Below are 23947 nucleotides of genomic sequence, written 5' to 3'. Positions count from 1 at the left end.
TCGTAAGCCTTTAATCAAGTCGGGGCCGGGTGTCAAACAGCCGCCAGAATGGTGTCGAAAATGCTGTTGGCCGTCTGGATGACCTTCATGTTGGCTTGCAGGGCCTTGTTGTATTCCATAACGGCCTGGGCTTCTTCGCTGTCACTCACCGCACTCACGCTGTCGCGCTGGTTCTGCGCTTGTTCAACGACGGTCGAGGCGGACTTGAGATCGGCCTGGTTCTGCCGGCTGGCACTGGCCACGTCACCCAGCATGCCGCTGTAGGCTTCATTGAGAGTGACTGAATTGCCGCCCACCGTGACCCGGGTGTTTTTCAGTTCGATCAGCGCCAACAACACCTTGTTGTTACCGCTTTCCCCGGCCGTGTCAGAAAACGCCAATTCCTCAGGCTTGAGGTCATTGATCTGGAGCAGACCGTTGCTGCTGTTGGGGTTAAACGCAAGCAGCGGCTGCCCCGGGTTGCCATTGAGGTCGTAGCCGCCGGCCAGGGTATCGTTGACCAGGGTGGCCAGGGCCTGCGCCATCTCCTTGAGGCTTTCACGCGCTGGCAGCAGGCTGTTCTGCTCAACACTGTAGAGCCCGCCGAAGGCACCACCCAGGCTGTCCTGGCGCAAGGGGAAGCTGGTACCTGCAAAGGTCAGGGCCACTTCCTGTTCGCCCGCTGCGTTGAGGCTGATCGACAATTGCCCGGCAGTCTTGCCACTGACTAGCGGCTGGCCGTTGGCCAGGGACACGGTCAGCGAACCGTCACGGCTTTCGTTGACGCGCAGGTCGGCGTATTTGCTCAGCTCGCCCACCAGCGACTCGCGATGGTCGCGCAGCGCCGAGCTGTCGGCACCGGCGGACTCGGCCTGGATGATCTTCTGGTTGAGCAGCGCCAGGTTTTGGGTCAGGCCGTTGATTTCGTTGCCCATGGCCGAACGCTGCTCATGCAGGGCCTTGAGCTGGTTGTCGATATTGTTGTTGAGCCCGTTGAAGCGCTGGCTGAGGTTCTTCATCTCGGACAGGATCTGCTGGCGTAACGGGATATCACCGGGGCTGCTGCTGGCCGCACTCAGGGCCGCATAAAAGTTGTTGAGCCCGGTGCCCAGGCTGGAGCCTTCGCCCGCCATTACCCCTTCGAGCGAGCTGAGGTAGTCCTGGCCGGCCTGGTAGTAATGCATGTCGGTGGTAGCGCGCCACAGCTGTTGAGTCTTGAAGTTGTCGCTCATGCGCTTGACGCCGATGACATGGACCCCGCCGCCCACCTGTTGCTGGCCTTGCCCGCCGACCGAGCCCAACTGGGTAGTCAGCCGGCTGTAGCCTGGTGTGTTGACGTTGGCAATGTTCTGCGCAGCGCTGTTCAGGGCGATTTGTGCCGCTGATACACCGGAATAACCGATCTGGCTCATAAGGCTCATGTTTCAATCTCCTTGCGCGCAACCCGCACATTCTGGGCAAAGGCCGGTGAAGTGCGTTCGGTTGCACGGTTGACGGTGGAAGTGGGGGCCTGAGTGTTTAAGGCGACCCTATCGGCCGCGGACTTAAATGCCGCCTCCTCAACACGCACCGTGCGCGGCAGCGCGGGCTTGCCCAGATCAGCCAGGATCGACCGGGTATAGTTGCGGGTTTCCTTGAAGGGAATGCGCTCAACCCACTGGCTGACGCTAATCGCACCCTTGCGCGGGTCACCATTGCTCTTGAGCCATTCGTCTACCCGCCCGGGGCCGGCGTTGTAGGCGGCCACCGCCAGCGCCGTGGCACCGTCATAGCGCTTGAGCAACTTGTCCAGGTAGGCCGTGCCCAACTGCTTGTTGTACTCGCCATCACGGACCAGACGCTGCTCGCTGTAGTGCAGGTTCAGCTCCTGGGCCATTTCCCGGGCGGTCCCCGGCATCAGTTGCATCAGGCCACGGGCGCCCTTGGGCGATACCACCGCCACGCGGCCACCGGACTCGTACTGGATGACTTTTTCAACCAACGCCATCAACCCGGCGGCACCTTTGCCCAGGCTGTCGATACCGCGCTGCCAGGTGTTGACAATGGGCGCCAGCAGGCTGTCCACCATGTGCGGTTTCGGGGCGGCAGGCGGCATGTCGTAATGGGTTGCCCGCACCGCGGTCAACGCCTTGTTTGCCTCCAGTAACCCCACAGGAGCCACTGGCGTGGCGCACTGCCCGTTCTGCAGCGGCGCAACCGCCGGTGTGACAGGTGCCTGGCCATGGGACAACTGCTTGACCAGCATGTTGGCAATGCCGCTCTTGCGCTGGCCAGCCAGATTCTGGGCCAAGGCTTCATCATGGAACTCGCGCAAGGTATCGCCCTGGCGGCTGCGCATAGGGCTGTCTTCGGACAGTACGTCACCTGCCTTGCGCATTTGCTTGAGGATCTGCTGCAGGAACATCGCTTCGAACTGCTCCGCGACATTTTCCAGTTTGGCCTGACGCGCCACAGCTGCATCGCCGGGGGTGTGCTGCAGCGGTTTACGGTGTTGCGAAATAGGGGTAATGCTCATGGCGATGGACCTTAAATCACGATCAATTCAGCGTTCAGGGCACCTGCCTGTTCCAGTGCCTGCAAGATGCTCATCACATCATCCGGTGTTGCCCCGAGGCTGTTCACCGTCTTTATGATGTTGTCCAGGTCGGCGCCATCGGGCCAGGCGAACATGGGGTTGCGCTGCTGGCTGACGTCGATGTCGGTGCGCGGTACAACGGCGGTCTGCCCGCCGGAGAACGGCCCCGGCTGGCTGACCTGCGGGGTTTCACTGATGGTCACGGTCAAGCTGCCGTGGGATACGGCCGCAGCTTTGACCCGCACCCCCTGCCCCACCACCACGGTGCCGGTGCGGCTGTTGAACACCACCTTGGGTCGCACCCGGCCTTCCTGCACGTCCAGCGACTCCAGCACCGCCATGTAGCTGACCCGCTGGTTGCTGGAAATCGGCGCGGTTACCGCCACCTTGGTGCCGCTCAGGGCCGTGGCGCTGCCGGCGCCAAAGCGCGCATTGACCGCTTCGGCAACCCGGCTGGCGGTCTGGAAGCTGGGCTTGCGCAAGTTGAGCATGACGTCGGCGCGCTCATTGAAATCGCTGGGGATCATCCGCTCGACCGTCGCCCCGTTGGGGATCAGCCCCGAGTTGGAGCTGTTGACCGCCACACTCGAACCGCTGCGCCCCGAGGCCTTGACCCCACCCACCACTACCGCCCCCTGGGCCAGGGCATAGACCTCACCGTCCACGCCCATCAGTTGGGTCAGCAACAGTTGCCCTCCGCGCAGGCTTTTCGCATCGCCCAGGGACGAGACCGTCACGTCCAGGGTCTGCCCGACACTGTACGAAGCAGGAATGGTTGCCGTTACCGTCACCGCTGCCACGTTTTTCAACTTGGGATCGACATTGGGCGGCAGGTTGATGCCGAACTGCTTGACCAGGTTGACCACTGACTGATTGGTAAACTTGACCTGATTCTTGTCGCCACTGCCATCAAGCCCCACCACCAGGCCATAACCGATGACCTGATTGGCACGGATACCTTCGATATCCACCAGATCCATCAGCGGGGTTGCCCGCACGGGCAAGGCCAGCAACAGGGCCAGTGCAATCAGCCCACTATTGAGAACGCTACGCATAAAAAACTGTCCACTCACATCGGAAACAAGGGGCTGGCGAAAAAGCGTGTCAGCCAGCCTGGCGAGTTGCTGTCATTGAGCACCCCTCGCCCGGCATAGGAAATACGGGCGTTGGCCACGCTCTGGGAAGACACCTGGTTGTAGCGGTTGATGTCGTCAATGCGCACCAGCCCCGCCAGGCGAATAAACTCGTCCCCCTGGTTCAGGCGCAGCGCCTTCTCACCCTTGACCAGCAAGGTGCCGTTGGGCAGGACCTGATGCACCGTCACCGCAATCGAGCCGCGCAGGGTGTTCTGCTGCGAGCTGTTGGATGAGCCGGAAAAGTCCCGACCCGCGCCCAGCTTGGTTTCCAGATTGGGATAGGCCTTGCCCATGATGGTCGGGATATCGATGCCTACACCCGACTTCTTGCCGAAGCTGGTGCCGGCACTTTTGCTCGACTGGGTCGACTCATCGAGCACGATGGTCAGAATGTCGCCCACCCGAACTGCCCGCTTGTCCTGGTACAGCGAACCGCCGTACCCCTGACGGTACAGCCCGCCACTGCTGGTGGCCGGCACGCTGTAATCCAGCGGCGGCGGTTCGAAGACACTGGAGTCCTCATCAGGCAGCATTTCGTTGAAGCTCTGGCAACCACCGAGCAGTAACGCCAGAGACAACAGGATGAAAATACGCATAGGCCTGCTCAGACAGTCTGGTTAAGGAATTTCAACATACCGGACGAGGCGTCCAGTACCTTGGCATTGGCTTCATACGCGCGCTGGATGGCCATCATCGAGACCATTGCTTCCACCACTTCCACGTTGGAGCCTTCCAGTTGGCCCTGCTTGATCTGCCCCAGGCCATCCTGGCCGGCGACGCCTTCGACCGGCGCACCACTGGCAACCGATTCCTGGTACAAATTGCCGCCCAGGGCCTGCAGGCCGGCCGGGTTGGCAAAGTTGACCAGGGTGATCTGCCCCAGTTGAACCGGCTCGGTACCCCCGGGCAAAATCGCAGTGACAATCCCGTCAGTGCCCACCATGAAATTCTTGTGCCCTACCGGCAGCTGGATTGCCGGGCTCAGCGGCAGGCCCTGGGTGTTGACCAGCATGCCTTCGGCATTGAGTTGCAATTGGCCGTTTTCGGTGTAGAAGGTTTCACCGTTGGGGCCTTCAATCTGGAAGAACCCCGGACCACTGATGGCCAGATCCATCGGCTGGCCGGTGGTCTGCACGTTGCCTTCGGTAAACACCTTTTGCGTGCCCACCACTCGCACGCCGCTGCCAAGCTGAATGCCCGTAGGCACGGTGTTGACCTCGTCAGCCTGGGCGCCGGGCGGGACTTCAATGCTGTAGAACAAATCTTCGAACACCACGCGGTCGTTTTTGAAACCGACGGTGTTGACGTTGGCCAGGTTGTTGGCCACGGCGGCCATCGCCTTGTCTTGCGCGGCCAGGCCGGTCTTGCTGATCCAGAGTGCAGAGCTCATGTGTCAATTCCTGGCGGGCATCAATTGCCGCGCATCAAACTGTTACCCGACGTGGACAAGTCCTCGGCGGCTTTCATCATCTTTACCTGGGTCTCGAACAACCGGCTCAGGCTCATGGTCCCGACCAACTGATCGATGGCCGAGACATTGCTGGCTTCCAGAAACCCGGACACCAGTTGCACGTTGTCGTCGGTTGCCGCTGGCACGCCATTGCGGGTCACCAGCAACCCGGCGCTGTCCTTGCTCAATTGCCCGGCTGGCACGTCCACCAGTTTGATCTGATCGATTTCGACCATTAGCGGCTCGCCGCGGGGCAGCACCGAAATGCGTCCGTCACCGGCAATGCGGATAGAGTCGAACTGAGGCAGTACGATCGGCCCGCCCTCGCCCAGCACGGCACGGCCGTTGAGGGTCAGTTGCATGTCGGCATCCACCTGCAGGCTGCCGTGACGGGTATAGGCTTCACCTTCCGGCCCTTGCACCGCGATCAGGCCCGGGCCCTTGATGGCAAAATCCATGTCCCGACCGGTGGCCATCAGCGCGCCGGGCGCCAGGCTGACACCATTGCCCTGTGAGTGGGCCAGGTGCCGGCTGTCATAGCCGTAGCCCTGCACGGCAACACTGGCCGATTGCTCAAGGTCGCTGCGAAAGCCCGGGGTATTGACGTTGGCCAGGTTGTTGGCGCGCACGTCCAGCGCCGTCATGGTGCGGCTGGCGGCGGTCATTGCGGTGTATCCCAAACGATCCATCGGTCATCCTCAAATGGAGTTGAAGAGCACTTGGGTCAGCTCTTTGTTGGTCGACAGCACCTTGCTGTTGGCCTGGTAGTTGCGTTGGCCTTCCATCAGGCCGACCAGTTGCTGGGTCATGTCGACGTTGGAACTTTCCAGCGCGCCTGCCGTCAGGTCGCCAAACAGGCCGGTGCCCGGGGCGCCGATCAGCGGGTTACCCGATTCGCCCGTGGCGCTCCAGCGGGTGTTGTTTTCGTTTTTCAGACCATTGGGGTTGGCGAAGTTGGCCAGCACCACCTGGCCTTGCAGCATCCGTTCACCGTTGCTGTAAGTGGCGTAGACCTTGCCGTCTTTCTCGACCGTGACACCGGTGTTTTCACCGGCGGAATAGCCGTTGGGGTTGTTGGTCGTGACTGAGAAATCCGAGGCGCTCTGGGTGCTGCGGGTGTAGTCGATATCGATGCTCATGGCATTCACCCCCGGCAGGGTGAAGCTGATATTGACCGGCGCCAGCGGCGTGCTGAGCTGGCCCGAGGTATCGAACGTCATGCTTTCGGGGCCACCCACTGCGGTGTTGCCAGCGTAGTAATGGGTCTCCCAGGTGTTGTCCGCGGTCTTGACGAAATATTGGGTCAGGGAATGCTGCTTGCCCTGGGAGTCGTACACCGGCGTGGTCTGGCTGCTGGTGTAGCTGTTGACGTTGGCCGGATCGAATGGCGTGACGCTGACCACTGCCTTGTTGGCATCCAGGTTGGCCACGAAATCGACCCGGTCGGTGGCTTTGGCCGGCAGGTTGCCGTTCTGCAGGCGCAGATCGCTGACGATACCCACCTGCAGATTACCCGCTGCATCCACGGGGTAGCCCTGCAGGTATTGGCCGCTGGCATCCACCAGGAAGTTGTCGCGGTCCTTGCCGAAGGCGCCGGCGCGGGTGTAGTTGATATCGCCGCTGGGGCTGCGGGTTACGAAAAAGCCGCTTTCGGAGATTGCCAGGTTGAGGTTGTTGCCCGTGGCAAAGTGCGAGCCACCCAGGCTCATGCTCTGGGTATGCCCCAACACTCCGACCCCCATCGCCTGGGTGCCGGAGTACAGGCTGCCAAACTCAGTACGCGACGACTTGAAGCCCACGGTGCCGGAGTTGGCAATGTTGTTGCTGATGGTATTGAGCTGCTGGGACACGGCATTGAGCCCGGTCAGGGCGATATTGAAACTCATGAACGTTGACCTTTTGCAAATTGACTGAGGGAGCGCTGGAAAGGATTGAGCCCGGTGGGCGCCATGACACCGGCAAACACCGAGTCTTCACTGAATTCGGTGATTTTGTAGAAAGGCACCTCACCGACACCTTCGATGGACAACACCGGGCCATCACTGCCCAGGCGCACGCTGTTGACCTTGCCCTTGACTTCAACCTTCAGGCTTTCACCGCTGGCAGACTTGACTTCAATAGCGTACTTGCCCGGTTTCAAGCCCAATGCCTGGGGGTCGATATCAAAGCCGACCCGGCCCGGCTCACTGGGTGGCAGCGGGATTTCGGTTTTCACGCCGTTGGCGTCGGTCAGTACCGCAACAAGGTCCGAAGCGCTGTGTTGCAACTCCACTTCGGCCTGCACTTTCTTGTCGCCCAGGTCCAGTTGTTCGGTGCTGACCTTGACGGTCTGGCCCACCAGGGTGGACGCGCTCAGGTACTGCAGGTTTTCCAGCAGCACCATGTTGTTTTCGGTCAGAAATGACATTTTTTCCAGGCTTTGCACCTGGGACATGGTGGCGAACTGGCTAAGGAACTCGCTGCTGTCCACCGGCTTGGTGGGGTCCTGGTTCTTGATTTGCGCAACCATCAATTGAATGAAGGTGTCCTGCATTTCAGCGCCGTTAGTTTTTGGCCCCTGCTGCCCGGTATTACCCGTGTTGCGTGTGTCGTTATTGACGGTGCTCATCAGGCTTCTCCCAGTTTGAGCAGGCCTTGCTGCATACTCTTGATACGATTGAGGACTTCCACCCCGGTTTCAAAACTGCGGGTCGCGGACATCATGTCGGTCATTTCTTCGATTTCACTGATGTCCGGGTAGAACACCGAGCCGCTGCTGTCGGCCAGAGGATGGTCGGGCTCATAACGTTTTTTCGCTTCGCGCCCCGAGGTCACCACATCCATGACTTGCACATGGGCTCCGCCCATGCCAACGCCACGGGTCAACTGGTTGTTTTCATAGACGGCGGCAAACACCGGCTTGCGGGCCTGGTATACATCCTTGGCGGTACCTGCGGCCGAGTCGATGTTGGCCAGGTTGCTGGCTACAGTGTTCAGGCGCACGGTCTGGGCATTCATGGCAGAGCCGGCGATCTGGTAGATAGAGTCAAAAGCCATAAGGGTCAGCGTCCTTCAATGGCCTGTTTGAGGCCGCGAAATTTCATGTTGAGAAAGGTCAGGCTGGTCTGGTAATCCGAGGTGCTCTTGGCGAAGGCCGCCTGTTCAACGCTCAACTCCACGGTGTTGCCGTCCTGCGATGCCTGGGCCGGCACACGGTATTGCAGGAGAGCCTGAGCACGGTTGCCGGACGCGGCGCTGTTGCGGTTCATTTCTGCAGCGAAATCCAGATCCCGGGCCTTGAACCCCGGGGTGTCTTCGTTGGCCAGATTGGCCGCCAGTATTTCGGTACGTTTCATATGCAACCCAAGCGCACGCGTATGCACACCGAGGGCCTCATCTATCCTTATACTCATTGCAGGTACCATTGATTGAAGGTGAGGCCGTGCCTCTTGCCCGCAGGTAATAGCAGGAACCGTGCCCACTTCTAAAAACAACAGTAACATCATGATTTATAAGACTATTTATGAAACTCACAGAACAATCGGTGACCGTCCGGCTTCCGCTTCCAGGCCCTGACGGGCAATCGGGAGGAAGCGGTGCTTCCCCCGCCGGGGCGCTGTGTGCCCTGCTGCTGGCATTGGCTAGCAGCAACGCGCCAGCCAATGAAGCGCTGGACCGGCAAGTCGACCAGGCCGTACACCAGTACTTCACGCAACAGCTGGCCGACAAGGCCGCCGAGGAAGGCTGGCAAAACCCGCGTTTTACCCAGAAGGTCTTTGCCCTGCCCGACAGCGCCCCCACCGGGCCCTGCGAGCAGCCATTGCAGGCCAGAGGCATAGAACAGCACTGGAGTGGCTACGGGCGCCTGCGCCTGACCCTTGCCTGCTCTGCACCGGCATGGTCGGTTGACGTGACCGTCCAGGCCACGGTCTATATCCAGGCCGTGATGGCAACCCGGGTGATCGAGCGCGAACAGCTCATCACCAGCGCCATGCTCGGCTATCAGGAAGTGGCGGTGAGCCGCCAGAGCAGCGGCTATTTCAACCGGATTGACCAGGTCGCCGGTCTCAGCGCCAAGCGTCGCACCCGCAGCCAGCAAGTGCTTAGCCGCGACATGCTGGTCGAGCCCTGGCAGGTGCGCCGCGGCAAGCGCGTCACGGTGGTGGCCAATCACGGCGACATACACGCCAGCACCGAAGGCGAAGCCCTGCAGGACGGGCACATGGGCATGCTGATCCGGGTCAGGAACACCGCCAGCGGCAAGGTTATCGAGGCCCGGGTGATCGGCCGCGCCAGAGTCACCAGCATCCTGGAACGCCCCGGAAAATAATTCTCAGCGGGATTTAAGCGGGCGCCGATACCTGTCGCCCTTGAGTGTCAGCGGCAACAAAAGATGCGCCGCCCTTAACTTCGATACTCAATGCAAAACAGGAATTTCGCTCATGGCCCTGACCATCCACACCAACTACTCGTCGCTGCTGACCCAGACCAACCTGAACAAGACCAACAACGCCCTGGCCACCAACCAGCAGCGCCTGGGTACCGGCCTGCGCATCAACTCGGCAGCCGACGACGCCGCCGGCCTGCAGATCGCCACCCGCATGAACGCGCAGACCAAAGGCATGGCCGTGGCCCTGCGCAACGTCAGCGACGCCTCCTCGCTGCTGCAGACCGCCGATGGTGCGCTCAATGAAATGACCGATATCATGCAGCGCATGAAAGACCTCGCCACCCAGTCTGCCAACGGCACCAACAGCGATGCCGACCGCAATTCGATGCAGACCGAATACGACGAGCTGGGCAAAGAACTGGGCAATATCATGGCAAACACCAGCTTTGCCGGTGAAAAACTGTTCAGCAAAGACGGTACCAGCGGCAAGTTCGGCGCCGAAGTATCCTTCCAGATCGGTGCTACCAAGGATGAAACCCTGGCGCTGAATGTTTCCGGAAGTGTCTCAGCACTGGCAAGTGGTATAGGCGATATCTCCGAGTCGTATACCAGCTCCACCCTGGGCACCGAGATCACCAGCGTCAGCGGCGCTCAGGACATGATCGATAAACTGACCGGCGCACTGGACAAAGTCGGTGAGCTGCGTGGCCAGTTCGGCGCCAATATCAACCGCCTTAACCACACCGCCAACAACCTGGCCAATATCAAGGACAACACCGAAATGGCCCGTGGCCGCATCATGGATGCCGACTTCGCCAGCGAAAGCGCGATGATGAGCAAGAACTCCATGCTGATGCAGTCGGGTATTTCCATGCTCAAGCAAACCGGGCAAATGCCAAGTATGGTCATGTCGTTGCTGGGCTAACTCCTGCTGGCAAACCCGGTACCAACAAAGCGCCCCCGAAGTGATTCGGGGGCGCTTTTTCAGCTGCCTTATATTTGCTCCCGGCAAGGCACAGCAGCACCTGCAAAGGCTGGAAAATAATGGCCCATACGGTTTAAGTGCAACGAACAATCCGTCGCCTTTAAGTGTCAGCGAGCAACAAAAACTGCGCCGCCCTTTACTCCGACACTCAATGCACAACAGGAATTTCGATCATGGCCCTGACCATCCACACCAACTACTCGTCGCTGCTGACCCAGACCAACCTGAACAAGACCAACAACGCCCTGGCCACCAACCAGCAGCGCCTGGGTACCGGCCTGCGCATCAACTCGGCAGCCGACGACGCCGCCGGCCTGCAGATCGCCACCCGCATGAACGCGCAGACCAAAGGCATGGCCGTGGCCCTGCGCAACGTCAGCGACGCCTCCTCGCTGCTGCAGACCGCCGATGGCGCGCTCAATGAAATGACCGATATCATGCAGCGCATGAAAGACCTCGCCACCCAGTCTGCCAACGGCACCAACAGTGATGCCGACCGCAATGCAATGCAGGCCGAATACAACGAGCTGGGCAAAGAGCTGGGCAATATCATGGACAACACCAGCTTTGCCGGTGAAAAGCTGTTCAGCAGTGACCCAACCAACAGCACCGCCAAATTCAATAGCGCGGTCAACTTCCAGATCGGCGCCACAACGGCCGAGACCCTGGAGCTGAACGTTTCTAGCGGTGCCACGGACCTGGCCACCTCCTTGTCGGGGGTTTCCGTTCCGTTCAGCGACAGCACATTGTCGGGCAGCGAAATCACCAGCGTCAGCGGCGCTCAGGACATGATCGATAAACTGACCGGCGCACTGGACAAAGTCGGTGAGCTGCGTGGCCAGTTCGGCGCCAATATCAACCGCCTTAACCACACCGCCAACAACCTGGCCAATATCAAGGACAACACCGAAATGGCCCGTGGCCGCATCATGGATGCCGACTTCGCCAGCGAAAGCGCGATGATGAGCAAGAACTCCATGCTGATGCAGTCGGGTATTTCCATGCTCAAGCAAACCGGGCAAATGCCAAGCATGGTCATGTCGTTGCTGGGCTAACCCCTACAGGCAAACCCGGTATCAACAAAACGCCCCCGAAGTGATTCGGGGGCGTTTTTTTTAACGGCAGCTTTACGTTGAGCAAAAAAATGGCCCGCCAGGCGGGCCGTGTCTACCTGGCGGTCAATCCGCCAGCCAGGCCTTGCGCCACTGTTGCAGGCCGACCTCGTCCAGCATCCAGTCCCGATGTATGCAGTCGCGCAGCGTATCCCCCGCCACAGCCGCCGCATCCAGGTCGTTGACATGCATGCGGATTGCCTCCACCCAGTCACGAAAACGGTTATTGACCCGGGTCACCGGCAGGTCACCGCGATAGCTCGGACCGTCGCTGCACACTACCGGGACGGCACAGGCACCGTACTCCAGCAGGCGCAGATTGCTTTTGCAGGCGTTGAACAGGTTATCTTCAAGTGGTGCCACGGCCAGATCCAGATCCAGCCGGGCCAGTGCCGCGGGGTACAGGTCAATGCGGATGCCCGGGTGGAATTCTTTGACAAAGGGCCGCAAGCGCTGCGGGCACATGCCAAAAAACACCCAGTCGACTTCGTCGCACAAGGCCTTGACCACATCGGCGATCAGCTCCAGGTCACCGGTATGGCCAGAGCCTCCGGCCCAGCCGACCCGGGGCTTGCGCGAAGTCCTGCGTGCGCTTGGCGGCAGGCCTGCCCACCACTGCGGGTCAAGGCGGTTCTTGACCACATGGATCTTCGAGTGAAAGTTGCCCAGGGCCTCCGCCAGCGGTTCAGTGGACACCACAAAACGATCGGCGCAAGCCAGGCCCCGGCGCAGCGACCGCATGATGTCCTTGGGTACACTGCCACGGTGGACGCTTTTCAGCGGAACGTTGGGGTAGTAGTCGTCCAGCTCATAGACCTTGAACACCTGGCTGAAGGCCTTGATTTTTTCGATCGCCTCCAGGCTCTGCTCCTGCAGGGGCCGTTGCATGACCAGGGTATCCGGGGCATAGCGTTGCAGCTGCATCAGCCCGGGCAAACCGTGGATTAATGCGCCCTCGGCGTGCCCGGCGTTTTTCAGCGCCTGCAGTGGCTGGATGATGCGGTAATGCCCGCACCCATACACATCCGCAGCCCGCGCCAGAATGACCGGCAGGGGTTTCCAGCTTAGCGGCTGCCAGGCCAGTTGGGCATCGGCGAGTTTGAAGCCGCCGGCATCGCTCAGGGACAGGCTGGTGTTGTAGGCCGGGTCGCGGGGCAACTCGGCTGCCCAGCGGCGCTGGAATGACTGGCGTACAGCCAGGGGCACGGCGGTTTGCGGGTGGTCATGAATGATCGCGGCGTGGGGTGTCCATACAGTCAGATAGCCCGTGCGGGCCACGCGCAGGCACAGGTCGATATCCGCAGCACCCTGCTCGAAAACCTCGGCATCCAGGCCATTTACCGCCTCGAACACCTCTCGGCGAATCATCAGGCACACGTCAGACACCGCACTGTAGTTCTGGTCGACAAACAGGCGGTTCATATAGCCCGAAGCACTCATCGCCTGCCCGGCAAAACCGTGGCCGGCGCTCTCTTCAAGGCCGAGGATGATCCCGGCATGGGTGATCGTGCGTGCAGTAGACACCGCCTTGGCCCCGACAATCGCCACCTCCGGACGCTGGGCGTGGTTGAGCAACTCATCCAGCCATTGCTCCTGCATCAGGACCGTGTCGCTGCGCAGCAACAGCAGGTATTCGCCCCGGGCTTGTGCCGCGCCCAGGTTAATGGCCGATGCCCGCCCCCGGGCGAGCGGCAAGTCCACCACCTGCAGGCGCTCGCCCAGCAGCTGTCGGCTGCCGGCAAGCCAGGCGGCGGCCTGCGGATCGGCGCAGGCATTGTTGACGATCAACAGTTCGTAATTCGGGTAGCGGGTGTGCTCCAGCAGGCTGATAACGCAGCGCTGCAGGGCCGGCAGGTCCGTATCGAGCACTAGCACGATGGACACCGACGGTCGCTGTGGGTGACCGTAGCGGATCCTGAACTGACCGCTGCGCAGGCTCAGCACCTGCGCCTGGGCATAGCCCCGCTCCTGCAGGTGCAAGCCCAGCACTTCGGCAAACTCGGGGCTGTCGGCCAGCGCAGCGCGCTGGTTGATGACCAGCGGCTCGCACAGATGGCCAAAGCCGACCATGCCCTGGCGGTTGATCATGCGCAGGATCAGCTCCAGCTCCAGCGCCGCTGGATACTGCTCATTGAAACCACCCGCCTCGGCCACCGCGCTGGCGCGAAACAGCCAGTTGCGGGCCATCACACCCGGCATGCTGAGCAGATAGTCGAGGTTAAAATCCGGGCGCAGGGCCGGGCTTATGACATCGCCGTGTTCATGCACCATTGCATCGCCGTAGATGGCTCGGCATTGGGGGTCGTCCAGCAACTCCAGGGACGAGATCAGCATCCCGCTGTCGGTCAGGCGGTCCCCCGCCTCCACCAGCATCAACCAGCGATGATCGCCACTGCGGGCAATCCGGTTGATCTGTGCGACAAAGCCGTCGCGCTGGCAGCTGCAGTACTGCATGTCATCGCCCGGTGACTGGCGGCGGAACTGCGGCGTGAGCACAATCCCCTGCAACATGACCCCTGTGCTGCGTGCATGGGCAATGCTGTCGAGGGTCGCCTGCAGCGCCTGGCTGTCGCCTGCGGGGTCAAGCACCACCACGGCAATCGTCGGCCCCCCAGCCATTTGTGCCAGGCGCTGGCCAATCAGTCGCGACTGCGGCTCGCTAGGCACCCGCGCTGCCAGCCACTGGCGTTGCTGCTCCTGTTGTACAAGGGTGTTACGCACGTCATTGAGGTGGGCAGTGATATCAACCTGCTGTACCACCTCGGGGTTGTCCAGTCGCGCCACGGCCACCTGCCGTGGCCCCTCCACTGGCTGGTGCCAACCCAGTTCACGAAGCTGGTGACGAAAGTTGTCATGCCCCTGCTGGCCAATACCGGGTGTGTCGCGCCCCTGCTGGCTGAACTGCTCGCTCGACACCCGCACCCACGTCAGGGTCTGCGGCAAGTACGCCAGGTGCCCGCACTGCAGGAGCTTGACGTAAATGCTCAAGTCGCCGACCCAGTCAATGGGCTGGCCATTAAGCGACATCAATTGATCGCCGTAGGCCAACACATCTGCCCGTCGGCACATCACGCAACTGGGCTCGCCGATAAAGTTCAGGGTGTGCTCGGCCAGCAGCGAGACCAGGCCCGGGCCATCGACCCGCACCGGCTGGGGAAAGGCTGTCACGGTGGCCAGAATATCCGCCAGGGGCTGCCCGGCACTGTCGATGCGCTCGCGCCTGGAGGTTGCCAGGGCAATGTGCGGATCGGCCTCCATCGTCGCAACCAGGCGGGCCACACAGTCCGGGGCCAGCACATCGTCGTCGTGCAGGAACTTGATGTAAAAACCGCGGGCCAGCCGTATGCACTCGACGGTGTTGCGCATTTCATGCAAGGGCTGCTGATTGCGTTGATAGCGAATGGGCACCTGCTGGCTGCCCGCATAGCGCTCGACGATGGCGCCGATCATGGCCCCGTCACTGTCATCGCAAACGATGATTTCCAGGTTGGCATAGGTCTGCGCGCAAGCGCTGGCAAGCGCCGTTTCAAACCAGGAGGCTTTGTAGGCCGGTATGATCACACTGACCAGAGGCAAATCTTTCATGGCGTTACACTTCTGTTAGCAAAGGGAGCTGCGGGGAGAAACCGGAAAAAAAACATGAGAACCTCGACACAAACAGGCCTGGCCTGCCTCCATGCGCCAGGGAGGGATAAAGGGATTTTCAATGGCGGTAAATCCTGGCGCCTTCGGGCAATACCGCGTCATAAAAGCTGTAGTCCGCCAATTGCGAAGGCAGCGTCGCCCCCAGCAGCCACTCGCAGCGCTTGCCCACTTCGCTGCCGGCCCGGGCCAGGCTGCCCGTAACCAGGGTTGCGCCACCCGGCGGTATTCGATGCCGATATTGCGTACCAGACGCTCAAGTTCGCCGCGCATGGGCTGCGGGCAATCGGTGATGTTGGAAACCCGGCCCTTGGGCACACAACTGGCCCTGCCGGCAAAGCGGACATGTTGAAGGACACATTGCGGCATTGACTCAACCCACCCAGCGGTACAGGTCGCCCACTGTCACGGCCTGGTACAGGTCATCGCCGGACACGGTTTTTGATACTCCATGTCAAACATCACGATCACGCCCAGCGCAGCCAGCGAGTCCCATTCGGGCAAGGTACGAAATTCGCTGTCCAGGCTTATATCCACCGGGGTGACAAACCCGTGGCGTTAATAAAATTGGCAATAAAGTTTTCAGCAGTCATGGTGGTGTCTCAGGTTGCAGCGCCGCTATGGCGCCTGGTGATAGCCGGGCGAGGCGACAGCGCAGTGGCGAACAGCAGCCACCACACGCTCGACATCACTCGGGCTCAGGTCTGGATGAATCGGCAGGCACAGGATCTTGCGGGCGATTTGCGTGGCCACCGGCAAGGGCTGTTGCACATGTCCGGTACGATCGGCGTAGGCCTGCATGTCACTGACCAACGGGTAGAAATAGCGCCGCACATACACCTGTCGCGTCTTGAAAAACTCGTACAGGGCATCGCGGCTGACCGGGAACGTGTCCTCGACCAGAATTGGGAAATAACCGTGGTTCTGCGCCTCACGGCACAGGGTGATACCGGGGATATCAGCCAGCCGCGCGCGGTACAGGCCGTCGATCGCGGCACGCCGCTCCAGGGCCCGGTCGATATGCTCAAGCTGCAACAGGCCGAAAGCCGCGTTGAACTCGCTCATCTTGCCGTTGATACCGCAGCTCACCACCGAGGTTTCATTGACGAAGCCGAAGTTGCGCAACTGGTCCACCCGCAGCTTGGTTGCCGCGTCGGGGCAGACAATGGCGCCCCCCTCAAAGGTGTTGAACACCTTGGTGGCATGCAGGCTCAAAACGCTCATGTGGCCGTGGCGCAATACACTGCCGCCGCCCTCCTCGACTGCAAACCCGTGGGCAGCGTCATATAGCACGCGTAACCCGTAACGGTCGGCCAATTGCTCTATGGCGCGCACATCGCACGGTACTCCGTAGCAATGTACGGCGAGGATGGCGCGGGTTTGCTCGGTGATGGCCGCCTCAATGGCAACGGGGTCAAGGTTGAAGGTGTGCGGGTCTATATCGACAAACACCGGTGTCAGGTGATTCCACACCAGCGCATGGGCCGTGGCGGCAAAGGTATAAGGCGTGGTGATCACCTCGCCTTCGATTTGCAGGGCCTGCAGTGCGGTCAACAGGGCGGTCGTACCATTGTTGAACAATGACAGATGTTCCACCCCCAGATACTCGGCCAATCGACGTTCGAAGGTCTGATGAAAGGGGCCGTTATTGGTCAGGCACTTGCTGTCCCAGATCTGCTGCAGGTACGGCATGAATGCCTGCAATTCCGGCAGCAAGGGGCTGGTTACATAAATATCGTGGTCCATGAACAGCATCTTCAAAGGGTTCGGCGATCCGAAGGGAGCGCGAGACCGGGCCTGGCGCAGTATCGGCCCGATTGGCATGGCCGCCGTCTTGTAACCGGGATGAAAACCCGGCTGAAACAGGCAGCCTGCCACTCAAATGCAGAAGCCGTGCCAACCCCAAAAAGATGACTTATCTACTTGATCTATATGTATTTTTTCAAAAGACAGCAGGGTTATATAAAACGCCTTGGCTTCCCTTTTCTGCGCAAGCGCTTCCCCCTGCAGGAAGCGCCACTTCCGCCTCTGCGCCCTGGCGGGAGCCCATGGGGAATGGAGATAAGATATATCTTGCAAATCAACTTCAGAATTACCCTACAGAAGGCGAAATACCCCTAATAGTAAAGTGGTATTCCCTACATGGTGAATGCTCTTGATGAACACTCTTTTTGCACATGCCACTGCCATGCACAGCCAGCAACATGCTGTCTTTTGCCCGGTGCTATACACGCTGACCTTGTTCAGGGACGAAGAAAAACGCACAGTCGAACTGGGCTATTCTGCTGGCAGGCTGCTTGAGCGCCTGTTACAGCAACCGGGTGAAGTGATTGAGCGGGACACCCTGGTGGCCTATGCCTGGGCGGACCGTGTCGTAGGTCCCGGCAGCCTCAACCAGCAGGTGTACACCCTGCGCAAGATCCTGGGTGACGAAAAAAACCTGCAGATCATTCAGACCGTTCCGCGTCGCGGCTACCGACTTAACCCAACCTTCGTCATTGCATGGCGAACAAGGCGTAATCATGAACGTACTGAACATATTCCTCCCGACGCTGCGCAGCGGCCGGATCGGGATCCCGCTGGTTATCCTGTCCATCCTGGCCATGATTATCCTGCCGTTGCCGCCCTTGTTACTGGATATCCTGTTTACCTTCAATATCGCGATGGCGGTGCTGGTGCTGATGGTCAGCGTGTCATCCAAAAGCCCGCTGGACTTCTCGCTGTTCCCCACGGTAATCCTGATTACCACCCTGCTGCGTCTGACCCTGAACGTGGCCTCGACCCGTATCGTGCTGCTTGAGGGCCACAATGGCACGGGCGCGGCGGGTAAGGTGATCGAGTCGTTCGGCGAGGTGGTGATCGGCGGCAACTTCATTGTCGGGATGATCGTGTTCGTGATCCTGATGATTATCAACTTCATGGTGGTCACCAAGGGCGGCGAGCGGATTTCCGAGGTGACGGCGCGTTTTACCCTGGACGCCCTGCCCGGCAAACAGATGGCCATTGATGCCGACCTCAATGCCGGGCTGATCACCCAGGATCAGGCCAAGCAGCGCCGCCAGACCATCGCCAAGGAAGCCGATTTTTACGGGGCAATGGACGGTGCATCGAAGTTTGTGCGCGGTGACGCGATTGCCGGGATCCTGATCCTGCTGATCAACCTGTTCGGCGGCTTTGCCATCGGCCTGTTTGTCTACGACCTGCCCGCGGGCCTGGCTTTCAAGCAATTTGCCCTGCTGACCATTGGTGACGGCTTGTGGCACAGATCCCGGCGTTGCTGTTGTCGACCGCCGCCGCGCTGATCGTGACGCGGATCAACGAATCTGCCGAAATCACCACTCAGGTGCGCCGTCAGTTGCTGGCCTCGCCTGCACTGCTCTACACCGTGGCCGGGATCCTGCTGGTACTGGGCCTGGTGCCCGGCATGCCGCATCTGGCCTTCCTCGGGTTTGCCGCCATTGTCGGCGGTGTGGCCTGGAGTGTGTCGCGCTTTCAGCCACCCGCCGAAGCCGCTGAACTTGAAGCCGTCAGCGCATTGAGCGTGGCCATGCACAACGAGCGCAGCCACAGCCTGGCCTGGGATGACATCCCCCATGTTGAGCGGTTGTCGGTGTCACTGGGCTACAAACTGGTGGGTCTGGTCAATGAGGCCGCGGGCGCCCCCCTGACCCAGCGCGTGCGCGGCCTGCGCCAGACCCTCTCGGAGAACCTGGGCTTTCTCCTGCCCGAGATCCAGATCCGTGACAGCCTGCGACTCAAGGCGGCGCACTACAGCATCCACATCAACGGCGAGCAGATCGAGGGCGCCGAAATCCATGCCGACCACCTGATGGCCATTCCTTCGGCCGACCTGTACGGCGAAGTGGACGGTATTCTTGGCATCGACCCGGCCTACAAGATGCCGGTGGTGTGGATCAACCCCGCCGAAAAGAGCCGCGCCCTGAACCTGGGCTACCAGGTGGTGGACTGCGCGGGGGTGATCGCCACGCATCTGAACAAGGTGATTCGCGACAACCTGGCGGACATCTTCAAACATGATGACGTCGACAGCCTGATGCAGCGCCTGACCGAACTGGCACCCAAGCTGGCCGAAAACCTCAGAAGCCAGCTGTCGTATACCCAACAACACCGGGTGTACCGCCAATTGCTGGTTGAGAACATCTCGGTGCGCGACATCGTCACCGTAGCCACGGCGCTGGTCGAAAGCAGCGAGACCACCAAGGACCCGGTGCTGCTGGCATCCGACGTGCGCTATGCCTTGCGCCGCAACATTGTGGCGAGTATCAGCGGGCGCCGCGATGAAATCAGCGTATTCGTGCTCGACAATGCCCTGGAAAACACCCTGCTGGGGGCCTTGAGCATTGCCCAGCAGGCAGGTCCGGTGAGCCTGGACAACATTCCCGTGGAGCCCAACCTGCTTAACCAGCTGCAAAATGCGATGCCGGTGGTCAAGGAAAAACTGCGCAAGGACGGCCACCCGCCGGTGCTCACCGTCATGCCGCAATTGCGCCCGTTGCTGGCACGTTATGCGCGGGTCTTCAGCCCGGGGCTGCATGTGCTGTCGCAGAATGAAATCCCGGAGAACGTCAGCGTAAATATCATCGGCACACTGGGGTAAACAGGCTGTGAACGCCTCCTCCCCTGTGGGAGCGGGCTTGCTCGCTCCCACAGGGGGGTTGAGGCTGATTATTGCCTAAGCTGTAACGCGAATGCTCCACTTGCATCGCAGGCGATCCACCTCACACGATCACACCCATTCACCGTTTATTTGACGATTTTTTCTCAGCGCCGGCTCTACAGATGCGTGCCGGCTCAGTCCCGGCTAAGTCTTGCACCGTACCTTTGCCCTGCGCCACACAACGCGCCATATCGCAGAGGTCAAGACCATGAACAACGCAGCCCGCTGGCTGAACAAAGTGCCCGAGGTGACCCTGTCCTTCTGGGTGATCAAAATCATGTCCACCACCGTGGGCGAAACAGGTGCCGATTATCTGGCCGTCGATGCCGGGTTCGGTGCCGGCCCCACCAGCCTCGGCATGGCCATGCTGCTGGCCGTAACGCTGTTCTGCCAATTGCGCACCCGCGCCTGCACCCCTTGGCTCTACTGGCTGAACGTGGTGCTGGTGAGCGTGGTGGGCACCCAGATCACCGATATCCTCACCGACAAGCTGGACGTCAGCCTGTACACCAGCACGGCGCTGTTTTCGCTGCTGCTGGCGGTCACTTTTGCGCTCTGGTATCGCAGCGAGCGCAGCCTGTCGATCCGCGATATCACCACTGCGCGGCGCGAGCTGTTCTATTGGGCCACGGTGCTCTGCACCTTCGCCCTGGGCACTGCGGCAGGGGATCTGGCCACCGAGGCCCTGGGCCTGGGCTTTACCCTCGGCGCGGTGATCTTCGCGGCGCTGATAGGGGTCACGCTACTGGCCTGGCGCATGGGCGCCAATGCGGTGCTGACATTCTGGATCGCCTACATCCTGACCCGACCGTTTGGCGCGTCCCTGGGTGACCTGTTGACCCAGGCCAAAACCTACGGCGGGCTGGGCATGGGCGCCAGCTGGACCAGCGCGCTGTTCCTGTGCGTGATCGTGCTGCTGGTCGGCGCCGCGCAACTCAATGCCGGCAGCAACCGCAAGGCGATCACCGAGTAACCCTTCACCGTCAATCAAGGACATCCCCATGCGCCATGCACACCGCGTTATCCGTCACTTCGCCCTGGCCACCACACTCGTGGTTCTGGGCCTGAACGCCGGCTGCTCCAAACCCGCCGACGCGCCGACTCACCAGGTCAGCGCCAGCCAGAACCCGAGTGCCTCGAAGTTGGGTGACCTGTCGCAGTTTCATGCCATTGCCGCAGAGGTCGGGGCACTGGTGGCGAACAACGATCTGACGGCGGCCAAAACCCGCATCAAGGACCTGGAAACCGCTTGGGATGCGGCCGAAGCCGGCATCAAGCCACGCGCGGCCAGCGACTGGCATGTGCTGGACAAGGCCATCGACCGGGCCCTGGAAGCCCTGCGCGCCAGCACGCCCAACCCCGCAGACTGCAAGCTGGCAATGGACAACCTGCTCAAGGCCTTTGACAACCTCAAAGGTGGCGCATAAGCGCAAAACGCCAGCGAATATCGGCACAGATGCTTCACTTGGATCTGTGCCACTGGCTTTTTGATGGAGAAGGACATGCGCATATTGCTGGTCGAAGATGACCCCATGATTGGCGACGCGATACAGGGTGCGCTGACGGATGCCAGCTATGCCGCTGACTGGGTACAGAACGGCGCGCACGCCCTCAGTGCCCTGGCCACGCACACCTACGCGTTGGTGCTACTGGACCTCGGCCTGCCCGGCCAGGACGGCCTTGAGGTACTGGCCCGCATTCGGGCGCGTAACAACCCGGTGCCGCTGCTGATTATCACCGCCCGCGACAGCCTGGATGACCGATTGCGCGGCCTGGACGGTGGCGCCGACGACTACCTGCTCAAGCCATTTGCAATGGCCGAACTGCTGGCGCGCATGCGCGCGGTGCTGCGCCGCCTGGGCGGCAACGCCGTGCCCGTGCTTGGCAATGGCGTCGTATCGCTGGACCTGGTGTACAAGCAGGCCAGCACCGCAGCACACCACGCCGTGGCCCTCTCCAGCCGTGAATTCGCCCTGTTGCAGGCTCTGCTGGTAAGGCCCGGGGCGATTCTGTCGCGCAGTGAACTCGAAGAGCGCCTGTACGGCTGGGGCAACGAAGTTGAAAGCAACGCTGTCGAGTTCCTGATCCACGCCTTGCGGCGCAAGTTGGGCAGCCATGTCATCAGGAATGTCAGGGGGCTGGGATGGATGGTTTCAAAAAGCGCCTGAGCGAATCGGTCCAGCTCAGGCTGTCGTTGGCCCTGTCATTGACCATTGTGCTGGTGGCCGTGGCAGCCAGCGCGTTCGTATTTGTTTCGGCTCTCGACGAGGCGCATGAACTGCAGGACGACACCCTGCGCCAGGTGGCCATGTTGTATGACCGCCAGCACATGACCCTGCATTATCCCGAAGGCCCGGCCCTGGAGGGCGATGACGAAGAGTCCCGGGTCATCATCCAGCACCTGGCTGACGGCAGCCAGGCCTTGGCCAATGGTGACGAAACCCTGCCACTGCCACTGCCCGCCACCCTGGTCGATGGCCTGGCCACGGTTAATGTCGGTGGCGAAGCCTTTCGTGTCCTGGTGCACAGCACAAGCCGCGGCGAGCGCATAGCCGTGGCCCAGGAGGTGGGCGCGCGCGACAAGGACGCCCGCGAAAGTGCCTGGCGCAGTCTGCTGCCGTTCCTGATCCTGTTCCCGGTATTGCTGCTGGTGGTCGGTGATCTGGTGCGCAAACTGTTTCGCCCTATCGCCAGCCTTGCTGCTGAAATCGACCGCCGGGGCGAACAGTTACTGCACCCGATTGACGAACAGCACCTGCCTGCCGAAGTACGCCCGTTTGTGGTGGCCATCAACCGTTTACTGACCCGGGTGGCTCAGGCAATGGACGGCCAGCGGCGCTTTGTCGCCGATGCCGCCCATGAGCTGCGCTCGCCCATGACAGCGTTGTCCCTGCAAGCCGAGCGGCTGGCCGCCTGCTCCTTGCAGGTGTCGGCACGCGAACGCCTGCTGCCCTTGTGCCAGGGCATTGAGCGCAGCCGTCAGTTGATTGATCAGTTGCTCAGCCTGGCCGCCGCCCAGGCCGCCGTTCCCCGCCCGCAAGCCCGGATTGGGGTTCACGCGGTGTACCGGCGGGTGCTCGAAGACTTGCTGCCACTGGCCGAGCAAAAACACCTCGATATCGGTGTTGAAGATAGCGCAGATGTGCAGTTGCTGATAAACCCGATGGACCTGTTCACCCTGATCAAGAACCTGGTGGACAATGCCATCCGCTATACCCCAGCAGGCGGCACCATCGACCTGTGCCTGGCACAGACCGACACCTGTGTATGCCTGCAGGTCAAGGATTCGGGCCCTGGCATCAGCGTCGAGGAGCACGATCGGGTGTTCGACCCGTTCTACCGTACCCTGGGCTCGGGTGAAACGGGCTCCGGGCTGGGGCTGTCGATCGTGAGGGCGATTGCCGAGCGGGTAGGCGCCAGGGTTGCACTGGGTTTTACTGATGAAACCAGCCGGCGCGGGCTGTGTGTTTCACTCTGGTTCCCCTGCGCCAGGGGCTAAAGCTGGCGTATGCTTTGCGCCATTCCCAACCACCACCGCAGCAGGCCTTATGAGCACACCTCTGCTTTCATCCTGGATTTTCTGGGCGCTGCTCTCGGCAGTGTTTGCCGCCATGACGGCCATTTTCGGCAAGATCGGCATTACCGGCATCAATTCCGACTTTGCCACTTTACTGCGTACCGTGGTGGTGCTGGTGAGCCTGGCGTGGATCCTTTATGCCACGCGCCAGTACCAGTCGCTGAGCTCGATTTCGGCACGCAGTTATTTGTTTCTGGTGTTGTCGGGGCTGGCCACAGGAGCCTCGTGGATCTGCTATTACCGGGCTCTGCAACTGGGCCAGGCGTCGCTGGTAGCCCCCGTGGACAAGCTCAGCGTGGTGATTGTCGCCGTGCTGGGGGTGACCTTTCTGGGCGAGAAGCTCGACATCCGCCAATGGGCCGGGATCGGCCTGATCACTGTGGGCGTGGTGGTGCTGGCGTGGCGGCGCTAGGCTATTCTGCCGTTGGCGGCCGCCAGGCTTGC

20 protein-coding genes and 2 pseudogenes are annotated in these 23947 nt (G+C 61.0%); 10 read left to right on the top strand and 12 right to left on the bottom strand.

All coding sequences use genetic code 11. From position 1 onward, the window contains the following. Positions 1-32: 32 nt before the first annotated feature. From flgK to flgB, 10 genes are read right to left on the bottom strand one after another with little or no spacing between them, the layout of a single operon-like run. Positions 33-1400: a flagellar hook-associated protein FlgK gene (gene flgK / locus BLU25_RS02390; protein ID WP_016780769.1), complete on the bottom strand. Its 1368-nt coding sequence runs from the start codon at positions 1398-1400 to the stop codon at positions 33-35. After that, positions 1397-2494: a lytic transglycosylase domain-containing protein gene (locus BLU25_RS02385; protein ID WP_083369503.1), complete on the bottom strand. Its 1098-nt coding sequence runs from the start codon at positions 2492-2494 to the stop codon at positions 1397-1399. The genes flgK and BLU25_RS02385 overlap by 4 nt, the downstream gene beginning before the upstream one ends. Before the next feature lie 11 nt (positions 2495-2505). Next, complete coding sequence (locus BLU25_RS02380) at positions 2506-3609, bottom strand: flagellar basal body P-ring protein FlgI (protein WP_016780768.1); 1104 nt, start codon at positions 3607-3609, stop codon at positions 2506-2508. Positions 3610-3623: 14 nt separating this feature from the next. Beyond that, positions 3624-4286 carry a flagellar basal body L-ring protein FlgH gene (gene flgH, locus BLU25_RS02375; protein WP_016780767.1) on the bottom strand — a complete coding sequence of 221 codons (663 nt, stop codon included), beginning with the start codon at positions 4284-4286 and terminating at the stop codon, positions 3624-3626. 8 nt (positions 4287-4294) lie between these two features. Next, entirely contained in the window at positions 4295-5080 is a 786-nt protein-coding gene (gene flgG / locus BLU25_RS02370; protein WP_016780766.1) for a flagellar basal-body rod protein FlgG, read from the bottom strand. A 20-nt stretch (positions 5081-5100) separates the two neighbouring features. Continuing rightward, the gene (locus tag BLU25_RS02365; RefSeq protein ID WP_029611393.1) at positions 5101-5829 is read right to left on the bottom strand and encodes a flagellar basal body rod protein FlgF; all 729 of its coding nucleotides are present in this window, start codon (positions 5827-5829) and stop codon (positions 5101-5103) included. Positions 5830-5838: 9 nt separating this feature from the next. Beyond that, entirely contained in the window at positions 5839-7026 is a 1188-nt protein-coding gene (gene flgE, locus BLU25_RS02360) for a flagellar hook protein FlgE (protein WP_016780764.1), read from the bottom strand. Beyond that, positions 7023-7748, bottom strand: a complete 726-nt coding sequence (locus BLU25_RS02355) for a flagellar hook capping FlgD N-terminal domain-containing protein (RefSeq protein ID WP_016780763.1) — start codon at positions 7746-7748, stop codon at positions 7023-7025. Before BLU25_RS02355 ends, flgE begins: the two co-directional genes overlap by 4 nt. Next, positions 7748-8176: a flagellar basal body rod protein FlgC gene (gene flgC, locus BLU25_RS02350; protein WP_016780762.1), complete on the bottom strand. Its 429-nt coding sequence runs from the start codon at positions 8174-8176 to the stop codon at positions 7748-7750. The genes BLU25_RS02355 and flgC overlap by 1 nt, the downstream gene beginning before the upstream one ends. A gap of 5 nt (positions 8177-8181) precedes the next feature. Next, a complete protein-coding gene (gene flgB / locus BLU25_RS02345; RefSeq protein WP_029611392.1) occupies positions 8182-8532 on the bottom strand; it encodes a flagellar basal body rod protein FlgB in 351 nt (116 codons plus the stop codon). A gap of 110 nt (positions 8533-8642) precedes the next feature. On the opposite strand from flgB, the gene flgA reads away from it, so the two are divergent. The 3 genes from flgA to lafA (BLU25_RS02330) all read left to right on the top strand — a co-directional run bounded on the left by flgA (position 8643) and on the right by lafA (BLU25_RS02330) (position 11549). After that, on the top strand, positions 8643-9449 hold the full coding sequence (gene flgA / locus BLU25_RS02340) for a flagellar basal body P-ring formation chaperone FlgA (protein ID WP_016780759.1): 807 nt from the start codon (positions 8643-8645) through the stop codon (positions 9447-9449). A gap of 112 nt (positions 9450-9561) precedes the next feature. After that, positions 9562-10434, top strand: coding sequence for a lateral flagellin LafA (lafA, locus tag BLU25_RS02335; protein WP_016780758.1), 873 nt, complete (start codon positions 9562-9564; stop codon positions 10432-10434). A gap of 233 nt (positions 10435-10667) precedes the next feature. Further along, positions 10668-11549, top strand: a complete 882-nt coding sequence (gene lafA, locus BLU25_RS02330) for a lateral flagellin LafA (protein ID WP_016780757.1) — start codon at positions 10668-10670, stop codon at positions 11547-11549. A 123-nt stretch (positions 11550-11672) separates the two neighbouring features. Here lafA (BLU25_RS02330) and BLU25_RS02325 read toward each other — a convergent pair whose 3' ends face one another. Together BLU25_RS02325 and BLU25_RS02310 are read right to left on the bottom strand one after the other, a co-directional pair. Beyond that, complete coding sequence (locus BLU25_RS02325; protein WP_083369502.1) at positions 11673-15191, bottom strand: glycosyltransferase; 3519 nt, start codon at positions 15189-15191, stop codon at positions 11673-11675. A gap of 675 nt (positions 15192-15866) precedes the next feature. After that, entirely contained in the window at positions 15867-16994 is a 1128-nt protein-coding gene (locus tag BLU25_RS02310; protein ID WP_016780754.1) for a DegT/DnrJ/EryC1/StrS family aminotransferase, read from the bottom strand. A gap of 403 nt (positions 16995-17397) precedes the next feature. On the opposite strand from BLU25_RS02310, the pseudogene BLU25_RS02300 reads away from it, so the two are divergent. The 7 genes and pseudogenes from BLU25_RS02300 to BLU25_RS02270 form a co-directional block, all read left to right on the top strand. After that, positions 17398-17670: pseudogene (locus BLU25_RS02300) on the top strand (winged helix-turn-helix domain-containing protein); the annotation flags it as partial. Between the two features lie 100 nt (positions 17671-17770). Next, a pseudogene (locus BLU25_RS02295) lies at positions 17771-19866 on the top strand (flagellar biosynthesis protein FlhA). A gap of 268 nt (positions 19867-20134) precedes the next feature. After that, the gene (locus BLU25_RS02290; protein ID WP_029611391.1) at positions 20135-20899 is read left to right on the top strand and encodes a COG4705 family protein; all 765 of its coding nucleotides are present in this window, start codon (positions 20135-20137) and stop codon (positions 20897-20899) included. Positions 20900-20927: 28 nt separating this feature from the next. Further along, a complete protein-coding gene (locus BLU25_RS02285) occupies positions 20928-21353 on the top strand; it encodes a hypothetical protein (RefSeq protein ID WP_016780749.1) in 426 nt (141 codons plus the stop codon). A 75-nt stretch (positions 21354-21428) separates the two neighbouring features. After that, positions 21429-22094, top strand: coding sequence for a response regulator (locus BLU25_RS02280; RefSeq protein WP_016780748.1), 666 nt, complete (start codon positions 21429-21431; stop codon positions 22092-22094). After that, positions 22070-23425: an ATP-binding protein gene (locus tag BLU25_RS02275; RefSeq protein ID WP_016780747.1), complete on the top strand. Its 1356-nt coding sequence runs from the start codon at positions 22070-22072 to the stop codon at positions 23423-23425. The genes BLU25_RS02280 and BLU25_RS02275 overlap by 25 nt, the downstream gene beginning before the upstream one ends. Before the next feature lie 49 nt (positions 23426-23474). Next, positions 23475-23915: an EamA family transporter gene (locus tag BLU25_RS02270; protein WP_016780746.1), complete on the top strand. Its 441-nt coding sequence runs from the start codon at positions 23475-23477 to the stop codon at positions 23913-23915. Positions 23916-23947: the final 32 nt, after the last annotated feature.

The organism is Pseudomonas fragi, assembly GCF_900105835.1.
GTDB lineage: Bacteria > Pseudomonadota > Gammaproteobacteria > Pseudomonadales > Pseudomonadaceae > Aquipseudomonas > Aquipseudomonas fragi.
Note: the sequence above shows the minus strand (reverse complement) of the source record. Positions and strands in the feature narration are given on the sequence as shown.